Here is a 13,734-nt window from a genome sequence, read left to right on the forward strand (position 1 = left end):
CCTCTTAAGAGGGCAGCCGAGTAATAGACCCTTATAGGGTCAAATCAAACCGCCCCTTGAAGGGGCGGTCCTGACTTAAACGCTCGGAAGCGGAAGGAATAACCGGAAGAATGCCCGCAATGCGGGTCCGCGGGGGACGGTATTGGGGAACGGGCGGCGCGTGACATAAGTCTGAAAGGCGGGAGGCCTCGTTTCGGAGTACGTTGTCCGGCGCGCGGAAGTACAGGCGCTTTGCAGTCATGCACGCTTGTGTATCATGAAGGCGCGCATGGTGAACGGGAACAATGTGTCTGTACACCATGTTGCAGGTTCCGCCGGGGCGTTCGGCGGGTTTTCCCAAGACGCATCCTTTGCTGTTCGATGACCGGCATGGCTTGTTTCTTCTGCCGGAACGCCGGGCTGTCCGCAGTGGCTGCCCAGAGGAGAGTACGGTACGGACGGGAGACGGTCGTCTGCCCCTGGAACATCGAAAGGGTGCGAGGTGTCGCCGGCGCTCTGCCTCTCGGAAGAGCCGCTCTCGTCTGTTGCTGCGGCGGCCGGAATGTTTTTCTCTGACTTCGCGGCAAGTCGGTCATGCCTGACCGTGCGGCCTGCGTGACGGAGGAAGCGTTCAGCCGCAGCGGTGCTGCTTTTGAGCATGGCAGTCCCTCTGACGGATGGATTGGCGTGGGAAAAGGCGTCTGTGCCTTTTTTCCCTCCTTGCTGTCGGAGAGCCGGAAGCGTGTGGCGGCATTCATGCCGCTTCATTTCACAGGAGGGGACTGCCGGGGCCGACGACTCATGAAACGGGAAGAAGGCCCAGGCCCTTGTCCGGTGCTGAAAAAATTTTTTGTTTTTTTTCAGAGGATTTTCATGAAAAAGCAGATGCAGTGCGTCAAAGCCTGCCCCGTTTTCTGCACGGGGAGGCCGAGGCCCGTCACTGCCTGCCGTCGTCCGACATGAAGTTGCGGCGCACGGCTTCGGAAGGATTGACGAGCTGGGAGAGGCCGTGAAGAGAAAGTTTTTTTTCAAGCTTGTTCTTTCCCGGCGCGAGCGCACAAGCTGACTTTTCGCTTAAATCCGCACCGTTTCGGACGTGCAAGTTTTTTTTTACATCTGCTTGACAATGGGTTCCCTATTACTGAAAGTAGATGAAGACAGCGACTTGCCTTGCTCATCATGAAACAGGAGGATACCATGTCTGTTTTTTCCAATATTGTCTGCTGCATCAGCCTTTCCGAAAATCCTGACGACGTTGCCCAGTACGTCAACGACATAACCCGTCAGAACGACGCCAAGCTCATCCTTGTCCATGTTGCCGCCGACAATGAGGCCATTCTGCGCCGCACCGGCAGCAAGAACATGGTGGAAAAGCTCATTGAAGAAAGCCGCAAGGCCAATGAAGACGCGTTTACCAACTATGTGAACAAGCACTTCGCCGGTCTCGACACCTCCATCGTGCTCACCGAAGGCAAGGTCGAAGAAGAACTGCTCAAGGTGATCGACAAGTACTGCGCCGACCTCATCGTCATCGGCAGCATGTCCACCAAGGGTCTGTTCGGCTCCCTGTTCAACAAGCCTTCCGAAAGCATCATCGGCAAGACCCGCATCCCGGTCATGGTCATTCCCAACGACCTCAGCCTGGAATGCACGCCTGATTTCTAATCGGCAAAGTTTTGCAGCATGAAGGCCCGTCTGCCCCGCGCAGGCGGGCCTTTTGTGTGTCCAGGGTAATCAGGGGAACCTAGCGGAAAGAGAAGCCTTTTTTCAGAGAGAAAAGCCGGTTGAGACATGAGCGCAGAGAGGCGCATCCCTAGTAACTGTTTCGAGAGGGGGAGAGCGAAGCGGCGTCGAGGCAGGAGGCCGGAGGACGTGCCGAACGGGTGCAGGCTATGGGAGCGTGCGTTCAAGGCAGGCCATGGCGACGTGAGGAGAAAACGGGAGATGAGATGTTCCGGCAGGGAAAGAGGTTCTCAGGCAGTACGCGCGGATGGCTCGTGCCGATGCACGGAGAAAGTCTGTCCGATGCGGGGCGTTTTTGAAGAAAAGGGGAAGGGGGAGGCGCGGGAGAGGCGGCATCGTGGTCAGTCTGTGTTTCGGGGACGTGGCCGAGCCGCGATATGCAAAGCACGCTGAGGGCGTACTCAGAGCTTGTGTCTTTCCCGGAGTGAAGGCCGAATCCGCGGAGTCTGCCCGCATGCCGACGACGCTCCGTGAAAAAACGGCAAAAACATTCTCCCGTCGGGAGCTTGACCGGCTGGATGCCGGTCAAGCCCGAGCAGGAGAGAGGTGCGAGTCGGGGTATGCGTCAGCGCTTCCAGCGGAAGATGAAAGCCTGCTCCACGTCAGGGTGAAGGCTCAGGTGCACGGGGCAGGTATGAGCGCAGTGTTCTATGGCGGCCTTCTGCCGGTCGGTGTATTCTCTGTCGGGCATGTCGAGCACGATTTCGATTTTGCCGATGCGGCGGGGATCGGCGCTCATGACCTTGGTGATGGAAATTTCCGTACCGGTCACGTCCACGTCATGCTGTTTTGCATAAATGCCGATGATGGTCATGGCGCAGGAGGCCAGAGCCGTGGCGCACAGATCGGTGGGAGAAAAGGCTTCGCCCTTGCCCTGATTGTCCACCGGGGCGTCGGTGACTATGGTGGTGCCGCTGGCAAGGTGCGTGCATTCAACCCGCAGATCACCGAGATATTTTGCTTTCATGTTGGCCATGGGGAAACTCCTCTGCATGGGGCGCACGCGTGAGCGTACGGCTTTAGTTGTCTCTTTGGGCAACGAATAGCGGCATGAGCGATCGTAGTCAATGCCCTGAGCCGGAACGGTCTTTTTCTTCGACGGCTCGGATGATGCGGCATGGATTGCCCGCGGCCACCACGCCGGAAGGAACGTCGTGCGTAACCACGCTGCCCGCGCCGATGACGGAGCCTGCTCCTATGGAAACGCCGGGAAGCACGGTGACGTGACCTCCCATCCACACGTCGTCGCCCACGGTGACGGGCTTTGCCCATTCCACGCCGCAGGCCCGTTCTTCGGCATCCAGCGGGTGCACGGCGGTGTAGATGCCGCATTGCGGCCCGATGAAGCAGTTCCTGCCGAAGGTGACGGGCGCGCAGTCGAGAATGACGAGACCGTAGTTGGCAAAGAAGTTTTCGCCGATTTCGATGTTGAAGCCGTAGTCGCAGCGAAAGCCGGGTTCTATGAGGAAATTCTCGCCCGTGCGGCCGAGAATGCGTCTGAGGCTTTCCCGCCTTTGTTCAAGGTTTGAGGGCAGTATTCCGTCGCACAGAACGCAGGCGTCCACGCAGGCGCGGTGCAGGCGTATGAGTTCTTCATCCATCACGCTGTAGGGCAGTCCGGCAATCATTTTTTCCCGTTCGGTCATAGCTCCTCCGGTAAAGAAAAGGGCCGGAGCAGTTGCTCCGGCCCACAGTTCTTTGGCCTGTCAGGGTAACCCCTGCTTATTTCTTCTTGGCTACCAGTTCTTCAGAGATGCTGGCCGGCACTCTTTCGTAGTGGTCGAACTGCATGCTGAAGGTGGCGCGGCCCTGAGTGCGGGAGCGCAGGTCGGTAGCGTAGCCGAACATTTCGGACAGCGGCACGAAGCAGCTGATGACCTGGGCGCCGGCGCGGGCTTCCATGGCCTGCACCTTGCCGCGACGACCGTTGAGGTCGCCCATGACGTCGCCGAGGTAGTCTTCGGGAGTCACCACTTCCACGCTCATGATGGGTTCGAGCAGCACGGGGCTGGCCTTGCGCATGGCGTCCTTGATGGCCATGGAGCCGGTCACGTAGAAGGCCTGTTCGGAGGAGTCCACTTCGTGGTAGGAACCGAACACGAGGTTGACCTTCACATCGACGGCGGGGTAGCCGGCGAGCACGCCGCTCTTCAGGGCGTCCTGAATACCCTTGTCGATGGCGGGAATGTATTCCTTGGGAATGACGCCGCCCGTGATGGAGTTGATGAACTCGTAGCCCTTGCCCGGATTGGGTTCGATCTCGATGACGGCATGACCGTACTGACCGCGACCGCCGGACTGCTTGGCGTACTTGGTGTCGGACTTGGAGGGTTTGGTAATGGTTTCGCGATACGCAACCTGGGGCTTGCCCACGTTGGCGTTCACGTTGAATTCACGGGTGAGGCGGTCGACGATGATGTCGAGGTGCAGCTCGCCCATGCCGGCGATGAGGGTCTGTCCGGTTTCCTCGTCGCCCGTCACGCGGAAGGAAGGATCTTCCTTGGAGAGCTTGTTGAGGGCGGCGGACAGGGCGTCACGGTCGGCCTTGGTCTTGGGTTCGATGGCAACCTGGATAACGGGATCCGGGATGTCCAGGGATTCCAGAACCACGGGAGCGTCGTCGTGGCAGAGGGTGTCGCCGGTGGAGACGTTCTTGAGGCCCACGAGGGCGACGATGTCGCCGGCGCCGGCCCACTTGATTTCTTCACGCTTGTTGGCGTGCATGCGCACGATACGACCGATGCGTTCGGTCTTGCCGGTGGTGGAGTTGAGCACGGACATGCCGGGTTCAACAAAACCGGAGTAGATGCGGAAGAAGGAGAGGTGACCGATATAGGGGTCGGCCGCCAGCTTGAAGACGAGACCGGCCAGAGGAGCCTTGTCGTCGGGCTTGCAGAACACTTCCTCATCAGTGTCGGGATTGGTGCCCTTCATTTCCTCGATGTCGAGGGGAGAAGGCAGGTAATCCACGATGGCGTCGAGCAGAAGCTGCACGCCCACGTTGCGGAAGGCGGTACCGCACAGCACGGGCACGATGGTCTGGGCGATGGTGGCCTTACGGATGCAGTAACGGAGATCTTCTTCGGAAAGGGTACCTTCTTCGAGGTACTTTTCCATCATCTCTTCGTCCTGCTCGGCCACGGCGTCCATCATTTCCAGACGCTTTTCTTCGTACATGTCCATGAGGTCGGCGGGGATGTCCTCTTCCCAGAAGTTGGAACCCTTGCTTTCCTTGTCGAACATGATGGCCTTGCCCTTGATGAGGTCCACCACGCCACGGAATTCATCTTCGTGGCCGATGGGCAGCTGCATCATGACGGGGTTGGCCTTCAGGCGGTCATGGATGGTCTGGACGGAGTGGAAGAAGTCGGCGCCGATTCTGTCCATCTTGTTGATGAAGCAGATACGGGGCACGTTGTAGCGGTTGGCCTGACGCCACACCGTTTCAGACTGGGGTTCCACACCGTTCACGCCGTCGAACACGGCCACGGCACCGTCGAGCACGCGCAGGGAACGTTCCACTTCAATGGTGAAGTCCACGTGTCCGGGGGTGTCGATGATGTTGATGGTGCGGCCCTTCCACTGGCAGTGGGTGGCGGCGGAAGTGATGGTGATGCCGCGTTCCTTTTCCTGTTCCATCCAGTCCATGGTGGACTCGCCTTCGTGCGTTTCACCAATCTTGTGGTTCACGCCGGTGTAGAAAAGGATGCGTTCGGTGGTCGTCGTCTTGCCGGCGTCAATATGGGCCATGATGCCGATATTGCGCAGATCCTTGATTTCAAAGGTACGGTTCGACATGGCGGCCTACCAGCGGAAATGAGCGAAAGCCTTGTTGGCTTCGGCCATGCGGTGGGTGTCTTCCTTCTTCTTCACGGAGCCACCACGGTTGTTGAAGGCATCAATGAGTTCCGCGGAAAGCTTGGCGATCATGCCCTTTTCACCGCGGGCGCGGGAATAGGTGATGAGCCAGCGCAGAGCCAGAGAGATCTGGCGTTCGGGACGGACTTCGACGGGCACCTGATAGTTGGCGCCGCCGACGCGGCGGGACTTGACTTCAACGTGGGGCTTCACGTTTTCCACAGCCTTCTCGAAAGCGTGCAGAGCGTCTTCACCGGTCTTTTCGCCGAGAATTTCCAGCGAACGGTAGAAGATGGTTTCTGCGGGGCCCTTCTTGCCGTCGTACATGAGACGGTTCACGAAGCGGGCCACGAGGCGGCTGTTGTAAATAGGATCGGGCAAGATCTCCCTTTTGGCAATGGGACCTTTGCGGGGCATGGTGATTCCTCCGTAAACAAGTTGCAATGGCCTTCAGAACCACTGAGAGGCCATAAAAATGGAGCGCGGGGCTCTAGGATCAGTTCTTGGGACGCTTGGCGCCGTACTTGGAACGACGCTGACGGCGATCCTGCACGCCGGAGGTGTCCAGGGTACCACGAACGATGTGGTAACGGACACCGGGAAGGTCCTTCACACGGCCGCCGCGGATCATCACGACGGAGTGTTCCTGAAGGTTGTGGCCTTCGCCGGGGATGTAAGCCGAAACTTCGATGCCGTTGGTCAGGCGCACACGGGCGACCTTACGAAGAGCGGAGTTAGGCTTCTTGGGGGTGGTGGTGTACACGCGGGTGCACACGCCGCGGCGCTGGGGGCATTCCTGCAGGGCCGGGGTCTTCTTTCTCTTCACCACCTTCTTCCGTTCGATACGGATAAGCTGCTGAATAGTAGGCATGTGTTCCTCCAAAATAAAAACACAAAGTTAGGCCAAAGAACGCTATCAAATATCTTTGAATGGTTAATTTGTCAAGGTATTTTTTGCTGATTCCGGCGTGGAGTTCCGTCCTTGCGCCGTTCTGCGCCGCAGGGAAAACCGGAACGTCCCGAAGGCGGGCTTTCGAGGGGACGCGGGCTCTGCCGGCACGGGAAGGAGGTTCGCTTCCCGTGCATCAACATCTGCCGCGTGTCTGCCCGGATTTCTGCCCTGCGTTGACAGGGCGCGTTCTCGCGCTTACCCCAGAGAGAAACACGTTTTTTCAGGAGGCCGCATGGACATATCTTCCCAGTTTCACGATCCGGCGCTGTGCCGCGCGCTGCTCGACAGGCTGAGCGCCGAGCTTGAGGCGCTCGGCAGGCCCGTGCGCTTCATGGAAGTGTGCGGCACGCACACGGTGTCCATTTTCCGCAGCGGCCTGCGGTCACTGCTGCCGGAGGGGCTTGAGCATCTTTCCGGGCCGGGATGTCCGGTGTGCGTCACTCACGATTCCGAGGTGGCGGCCTTCATCCATGCGGCGGAAAGGCCGGGTGTCATCGTGGCCACCTTCGGCGACCTTCTGCGCGTGCCCGGGCCTGACGGCCGTTCCCTCAAGCACGCCATGGCCGAGGGGGCCCGCGTGCAGGTGGTCTACTCTCCGCTCGACGCCGTAAAGCTGGCGGCCGAACATCCCGGCGACACGGTGGTTTTTCCTTCCGTGGGCTTTGAGACCACCGCCCCCGTCATGGCCGGAGCCGTCATGACCGCGAAAAACATGGGGCTTTCCAATTTCTGCATCATTCCCTGCAACAAGCTGGTGCCTCCGGCCATGCGCGCGCTGCTCGAAGGCGACGACGAGGCCGCGCGACGCATCGACGCCTTTCTTCTGCCCGGTCACGTGGCCGTGGTGCTGGGACTTGCGCCGTTTGAGTTTCTGGCCGGGGAGTTCGGCAGACCCTCCGTGGTGGGCGGATTTGAGCCTGCCGACATACTTTCCGCCCTGTGCCTCATGCTCGACATGCTGCGCAGGGGAAAGCCCGAGGTGGGCAACACCTACATGCGCGCCGTAAGTTCTGAGGGCAGCCCGCAGGCAAGGCGTGTCATGGACACGGTGTTTCAGGTCTGCGACGCGCGCTGGCGAGGGCTCGGCGTCATTCCCGAGAGCGGTCTTGCCCTCAAGGACGAGTGGAAGCGCTTCGACGCCATGGATCGCCTCGGGCTGGAGCTCGGGGAGGCAGGGCACATTCCCGGCTGCCGCTGCGGCGACATTCTGCGCGGCGCGCTCACTCCGGATCAGTGTCCGCTTTTCGGTAAGGTCTGCACGCCGCAGAATCCTACCGGCCCGTGCATGGTGTCCACCGAGGGAAGCTGCGCGGCCTGGTACCGCTACCGGGGCGTCTGAGGTGCAGCGCTTTGGACGGAGGCGACCGAAAATCGCGTTTCCCCTTGACAGAAAGAGGGGGTTTCGCTAAAGCTGACTCCATGAACACGAACTCTTCCAGAACTCTTTCCTGCATGTGGTGGTGGCCCTGCTAAAGGGGCCGGGTTCTGGAGTATTCTTTTTACAGCAGTATATGAACCGCGGTCGGAGCAACGGCCGCGGTTTTTTCATAGCCGGAAACAGGAAGGCCGGGCTCCACCCGAGAAGGAGTCAGACCATGAGCGTTTCCGAATCCAGCAAGACTTGTGCCAAGGCCTTTGAAACCGGTTTCTTCGGACCCTACGGCGGCCAGTTCGTTCCCGAGCCTCTCAAGAAGGTCCTGAACGAAGTCAACGAAGCCTTCATCAAATATCGCGACGATCCTGAATTTCAGGCCGAGCTTGCCGATCTTTTCACCCACTACTGCGGGCGTCCCTCTCCCATTTTCCACTGCCGCAATCTGAGCCGTGAGCTCGGCGGCGCGCAGATCTACCTCAAGCGCGAGGATCTGAACCATCTCGGCGCGCACAAGATCAACAACACGCTGGGCCAGGTGCTTCTTGCCAAGCGCATGGGCAAGACTCGCCTTGTGGCGGAAACCGGCGCGGGGCAGCACGGCGTGGCCACGGCCGCCACGGCCGCGCTCTTCGGCATGGAATGCGTCGTTTACATGGGCGAAGAGGACATGCACCGTCAGGCCCTCAACGTGTTCCGCATGCGCATGATGGGCGCGGAAGTGCGTCCAGCCATGAGCGGTCAGCGTACCCTCAAGGAGGCCGTGGACGAAGCGCTTGACTGCTTCGTGAATGATCCCAGCATGTTCTATGTGCTCGGCTCCGCCGTGGGCCCGCATCCCTATCCCGTCATGGTTCGCCACTTCCAGTCCGTCATCGGTCGTGAGGCGCGCGCTCAGAGCATTGAGCAGATAGGTCGTCTTCCCGACTACGCCGTGGCCTGCGTGGGCGGCGGTTCCAATTCCATAGGCATGTTCGCGGGATTCCTCGACGATGCGGAAGTGAAGCTCGTGGGCGTGGAGCCCGGCGGCAAGGGCATGGGCTACGGCCAGCACGCCGCAAGCCTGTGCAAGGGCAAGCCCGGCATTCTGCACGGTTTCAACGGCTATCTGCTCCAGGACGAGAAGGGCGGCGTGGCTCCCGTGTATTCCATTTCCGCCGGACTCGACTATCCCGGCGTAGGCCCGGAACACTGCCAGCTCAAGGATTCCGGCCGCGCCGAATACGTCACCGTCACCGACGAGGAAGCCGTGAACGCGTTTATGGTTCTGTCCCGCAGGGAAGGCATCATTCCCGCGCTGGAATCCTCCCACGCCCTTGCCCATGCCATGCGTCTTGCGCCCACGCTGGACAAGGACAAGATCATCATGGTCTGTCTCTCCGGCCGCGGCGACAAGGACGTGACGCAGATTGCCGAACTTCTGAAGGGCAAGATGTAGCAGGGGCGCCTGCCGGAAGGTGAGCTCTTTTCTGCCGGCGCTCCGAAATGCCATGCGGCATGCTTCGTGAAGCATAAAAAGCCCCGGTGTCGGGAATGTTCCCGGCCGGGGCTTTTTGTATTTTGAGAGGAAAGTTTTCAGGCCTTTTCAAGCGGAAGGCGTCGCATGAGTCCCAGCTGCGAGCAGTAGCGCTGAAAGGTGCGCAGCGGCAGATCAAGCAGAGCGGCCGCTTCCTTCTTGTTGCCTCCGGTCTTTTTGAGTGCGCGGACGATGTATTTTTTCCTTGTCTGTTGAAGCGCCTCTTCCAGCGAAAGGGGTTCTTCGTCTTCCTGTTCAACGGAGGAAGGCTGCATGTGAAGGAACTGAAGCGTGCCCGTGGCCAGATAGCGGAGAATGACGTTCTGCATTTCGCGGATGTTGCCGGGCCAGTCGTAGCGGCGAATTCTTTCCAGAATGTCCGGCGGAATGACGGGGTCGGCATCCAGCGTGTTGAACTTCCGGAAAAGGAACCTGGCAAAGAGTACGATGTCTTCCCGTCGTTCCCTGAGGGGTGGAACGTGAAGATTGACCACGAAAATGCGGAAGAAGAAGTCGTTGCGCAGCGTACCTTCCTGCATCATGTGTATGAGGTCGCAGTTGGTGGCGCATATGAGACGTACGTTGGAGTAGTGCACCTTGCTGCTGCCTATGGGCGTGTAGGCGCGTGACTCTATGGCCTGCAGAAGCTTGACCTGCATGGAGAGACTGAGCTCGCCCACTTCGTCCAGAAAAAGGGTGCCGCCGTCAGCCGCGCCGAAAAATCCCGTGCTGTTGCTCACGGCTCCGGTGAACGCGCCTTTGATATGGCCGAAGAACTCGTTTTCCATGAGGTTTTCGGGAATGGCGCCGCAGTTTACGGAAATGAAGGGCTTGTCGCTTCTCGGGCTGAGCTTGTGGATGAGCCTTGCCAGAAGACTTTTTCCCGTGCCCGTTTCTCCGGTGATGACGATGTTGGAATCGCTCCTGGCGGAGGTGACGACATTCTGCATGAGCTCCTGTATGGCGGGACTTTCCCCGAAGAAGATGTCGTCATGCTGTCCGACCTTCTGAAGAAGCGAACGTATTCTTGCCTTCAGCTCCTTCTGCTCCGCAAGTATGGACTGCTCCCGCAGCACGTTGTCCGTGTCGTCGGTGAGCGTGCTGAGAAGTATGGCGCCGTCGCTCCAGGAAAGCACGCTGGGGTGACCTATGACGTGCCTGAGTTCTCCTTCCGTGGTGCGGTAGCGCCAGCGGTAGGTGTTGCCGCTTACAATCTGCTGATGGTTGTTGCTGTTGAGTCTGTTGAAGCGGGGCTTGTCGCTCTCGTCGATGAAATAGTCTCCGGGCTTCCCGCATATCTCGGCCTGATCGTCGCAGTGCACAAGGTCCATGTAGGCCCTGTTCACGAGATAGAACCGGTGATTCTTCATGAGTGCCACGGGCAGAGGAAAGCGGTCGATGATGAGCCTGACCAGGGGCGAGTCCTCCACGGCCTGCTCGAGTCTTGCGGGTGCGAAAAGCTGAATGACGCCGTGCGTGCCGGTTTTTTCATCGACGGCCAGACGGCTCCAGGTCCAGAGCGTGCAGGAAAAGGGCCTTTCCACGGAAATGATGCGCGACCGGTACGCCGTGTCGTCGGCGGCGCCTGATTCGGAAATGGGCAGGACGCCTGAATTCCAGGCTTCAAGCAGCATTTCGGCAGGCAGTTTTTTAGGGGAGTTGTGAAAGGCTTCCCAGAGAGGAACGTTCTTCATGTGTTCCTCATCCTGGCCGGTGAAGGCCCTGCAGGCGTCGTTCCACCACAGGACGCGGCCTTCCTGCGAGAGAAAGAAAGAGGGCAGATCAAGAAAGGAATCCTGGGTCACGTGGCGTCCTCCTCTTGCCGGATATTGCGTGCTCGTTAAGATTCAATGTAGGAAAAGCATGAAAAAATGTCAAAAATGGCATGAAATGCCATAATATGTCTTATTCTTTAAAATTTATTGATATCGGTGTATTATAGTATAATTGTGTTATTTTTTCACAAGAAGAAAAACGCCATTTTTGGCGTGATTAACAGTCCGTATTGATTGCCATTTTTTAATAATATATTGATATTATTTTGTTTGTATAAAAATGAACCGATTGGCACGATTCTGGCAGTAAACAGGGCATGAATGAGGCGGAAAGCCTGCTGTCGGAGGCTTTCTCATCTTGTCAATGTTCTCTAACGCCAGGAGAAATCGCATGGAATTCGACAAGAAACTTTATGAAACGGACGTACTGGTGCTGGGATCGGGCGCTTCGGGCTGCGGCGCGGCCATTGCCGCGCGCAGGGCCGGTGCGGACGTTCTTATGGTGGACAAGGGCCGGCTGGAAAGCTCGGGCAACCTTGGAGGCGGCAACGACCACTTCATGGCCGTTCTCGACGTGGATGAGCACGACGGCTATGAGGATCTGGCCGACTACTGGGCCACGCCGGTCACCGGCATGACCCGCGGCGTGGTCCGCAATATGTACGAGTCCATGAAGCCCTGCATCAGCATTCTGGAAGAGGCGGGGCTTGAGTTCAAGCACAACCCCGACGGTTCCTACATGCGTTCGGTGGGCTTCGGTCAGCCCGGCGCGTGGTGGATTCACATTGACCACGGCTTTACCGTGAAGCCCAAGCTGGCGAAGTACATCCGCAAGATGGGCGTCAAGGTTGTGGACAACGTTCAGGTGCTGGCTCTTCTGAAGGACGACGACCGCATTGCGGGATGCCTCGGCTGGAACGTGAAGAACGGCGATTTTGTGGTCATTCGCTGCAAGACTGCCGTGCTCTGCTTCGGTCTTGTGTCCGAGCGCGTGTCCAACAACTCCACGCACAAACCCTTCAACGTATGGTATTCCCCGTATGTCACCGGCAGTCAGCAGGTGCTGGCGCTCGAGGCCGGCGCTTCCGTGAACGCCATGGAGACCTCCGACATGTGCACCATGCTGCCCAAGGGCTGGGGCGCTCCCGGCATGAACGGCATCAACAACATGGGCGGCAGGGAGCTCAACGCCAAGGGCGAGCGCTTCATGGGCAAGTACGATCCCATGTGGGAAAACGGTCTTCGCGTGCATCAGGTCATGGGCACCTACAATGAAATGCTTGAGGGTTCCGGCCCGCCCTTCGTCATGGACATGACGCACTTCTCCGCCGAGGACGCGAGACATCTTCAGTACGATCTCATGCCCGGCGACAAGGAGACCTATCTGGACTACTGCCGCGCCCGCAACATCGACTTCACGAAGGCCCCGCTGGAAGTGGAAATAGGCGAGAGGCTCATCGGCGGTCTCGTGGCCTGCTCCGACGAACAGGAAACCGACGTGCGCAATCTCTACACCTCGAGCCTTCTCGGCAACTTCTCCGGCGCCATGTGCCTCGGCTACAGTGCCGGCCGCTTCGCCGCCGCCCGTGCCGCAGAAACGTCCATGCCCGCCATCGATCAGGCGGAAGTGGATTCCTGGTTCAGCACCCTTTACGATCCGCTGATCCGTCCCTGCGCTCGTCCCGTTTCCTACACCACGTTTGAAGACGGCCTGCGTCAGGTCATGGACTACTATGTAGGCTTCCAGCGCACCGAGGGCAGCATGCTGAGGGCTCTTGAGAGCATGAAGGTGCTTGAGGAATATCTGCCCCGCCTCGGAGCCTCCGACTTCCGTGAGCTCATGCGCGTGCATGAGAGCCGCGAGCTGTTCAAGCTCTGCCGCGTGTACATTCAGGCCTGTCTCCAGAGAAAGGAATCCGGCCGCACCATGTATCGCCGCGCAGACTATCCCGATCTCGATCCGTCGCTGAACCGTCCGCTTGCGACCAGCCTTGCTGCGGACGGCGCTGTCGAGTTCGCCTGGAAATGACGGCGTTTTTCGGATCTTCCCTCTAAAAGCTCTCACCGTGTTTCAGGAGTAGAGATATGCCTCCCGTATTCGATGAAAAGAAGTGCGTGAAGTGTCAGAAGTGCGTCACCAACTGCCCCGGCTATGTGCTGCGCATGGGCAAGGAGACTCCGGAAGTCGCCTTTCCCGACGAGTGCTGGCATTGCGGCTGCTGCCGCGTGGCCTGCACGCAGTCGGCCATAAGCTTTGAGTTCCCCCTGCATACGAGACTCTAGACTGTCTCGTCATGTTCCGGCGGATGCGGACAAGGTCCGTGTCCGCCCCGGCGGGCAGGGGAGCGCAGAGCTGCGCCCTTTGGATGAGTCTGAAACAGGATGTTGTCCCGAGCCTGCCGGCAGATTTTCAGCCTGTCGTTCCCTGTTTTTCGGGCGGCGCGCCGCCTCTGCGGCCGGAAGTTCCGGCCGCACCGTGCCCGGCACGTCGCCTTTTTTCTGTTCTCCCAAGCCTGCGTGGTCAGCCGTTTTCGTGCGG

At 59.1% G+C, this 13,734-nt stretch carries 11 protein-coding genes; 5 read left to right on the top strand and 6 right to left on the bottom strand.

Annotated features, from left to right (window positions below):
* The first annotated feature begins 1,176 nt into the window (after window positions 1-1,176).
* Window positions 1,177-1,644: a universal stress protein gene (locus Q0J81_RS00005; protein ID WP_294445323.1), complete on the top strand. Its 468-nt coding sequence runs from the start codon at window positions 1,177-1,179 to the stop codon at window positions 1,642-1,644.
* A gap of 643 nt (window positions 1,645-2,287) precedes the next feature.
* On the opposite strand, the gene Q0J81_RS00010 is transcribed toward Q0J81_RS00005, so the two are convergent.
* From Q0J81_RS00010 to rpsL, 5 genes are all read right to left on the bottom strand, one after another.
* Entirely contained in the window at window positions 2,288-2,698 is a 411-nt protein-coding gene (locus tag Q0J81_RS00010; protein WP_294445325.1) for an OsmC family protein, read from the bottom strand.
* Window positions 2,699-2,786: 88 nt separating this feature from the next.
* Window positions 2,787-3,368: a sugar O-acetyltransferase gene (locus Q0J81_RS00015; RefSeq protein WP_294445326.1), complete on the bottom strand. Its 582-nt coding sequence runs from the start codon at window positions 3,366-3,368 to the stop codon at window positions 2,787-2,789.
* A gap of 76 nt (window positions 3,369-3,444) precedes the next feature.
* On the bottom strand, window positions 3,445-5,520 hold the full coding sequence (gene fusA, locus Q0J81_RS00020; protein ID WP_294445328.1) for an elongation factor G: 2,076 nt from the start codon (window positions 5,518-5,520) through the stop codon (window positions 3,445-3,447).
* Window positions 5,521-5,526: 6 nt separating this feature from the next.
* A complete protein-coding gene (rpsG, locus tag Q0J81_RS00025; protein ID WP_294445329.1) occupies window positions 5,527-5,997 on the bottom strand; it encodes a 30S ribosomal protein S7 in 471 nt (156 codons plus the stop codon).
* A 79-nt stretch (window positions 5,998-6,076) separates the two neighbouring features.
* Window positions 6,077-6,451, bottom strand: a complete 375-nt coding sequence (gene rpsL, locus Q0J81_RS00030) for a 30S ribosomal protein S12 (RefSeq protein ID WP_077073592.1) — start codon at window positions 6,449-6,451, stop codon at window positions 6,077-6,079.
* 313 nt (window positions 6,452-6,764) lie between these two features.
* Between rpsL and hypD the strand changes: the two genes are divergently transcribed.
* Entirely contained in the window at window positions 6,765-7,871 is a 1,107-nt protein-coding gene (gene hypD, locus Q0J81_RS00035) for a hydrogenase formation protein HypD (RefSeq protein WP_294445332.1), read from the top strand.
* A 256-nt stretch (window positions 7,872-8,127) separates the two neighbouring features.
* Window positions 8,128-9,342, top strand: coding sequence for a tryptophan synthase subunit beta (gene trpB / locus Q0J81_RS00040; RefSeq protein WP_294445333.1), 1,215 nt, complete (start codon window positions 8,128-8,130; stop codon window positions 9,340-9,342).
* A gap of 137 nt (window positions 9,343-9,479) precedes the next feature.
* Here trpB and Q0J81_RS00045 read toward each other — a convergent pair whose 3' ends face one another.
* Window positions 9,480-11,225: a sigma 54-interacting transcriptional regulator gene (locus tag Q0J81_RS00045; protein ID WP_294445334.1), complete on the bottom strand. Its 1,746-nt coding sequence runs from the start codon at window positions 11,223-11,225 to the stop codon at window positions 9,480-9,482.
* Between the two features lie 361 nt (window positions 11,226-11,586).
* Here Q0J81_RS00045 and Q0J81_RS00050 point away from each other — a divergent pair, with 361 nt between their 5' ends.
* Together Q0J81_RS00050 and Q0J81_RS00055 are read left to right on the top strand one after the other, a co-directional pair.
* A complete protein-coding gene (locus Q0J81_RS00050; RefSeq protein WP_294445335.1) occupies window positions 11,587-13,224 on the top strand; it encodes an FAD-dependent oxidoreductase in 1,638 nt (545 codons plus the stop codon).
* A gap of 56 nt (window positions 13,225-13,280) precedes the next feature.
* The gene (locus Q0J81_RS00055) at window positions 13,281-13,478 is read left to right on the top strand and encodes a ferredoxin family protein (protein ID WP_294445336.1); all 198 of its coding nucleotides are present in this window, start codon (window positions 13,281-13,283) and stop codon (window positions 13,476-13,478) included.
* Window positions 13,479-13,734 lie beyond the last annotated feature (256 nt).

The sequence above is a fragment of the uncultured Mailhella sp. genome, assembly GCF_944324575.1.
Classification (GTDB): Bacteria; Desulfobacterota; Desulfovibrionia; order Desulfovibrionales; family Desulfovibrionaceae; genus Mailhella.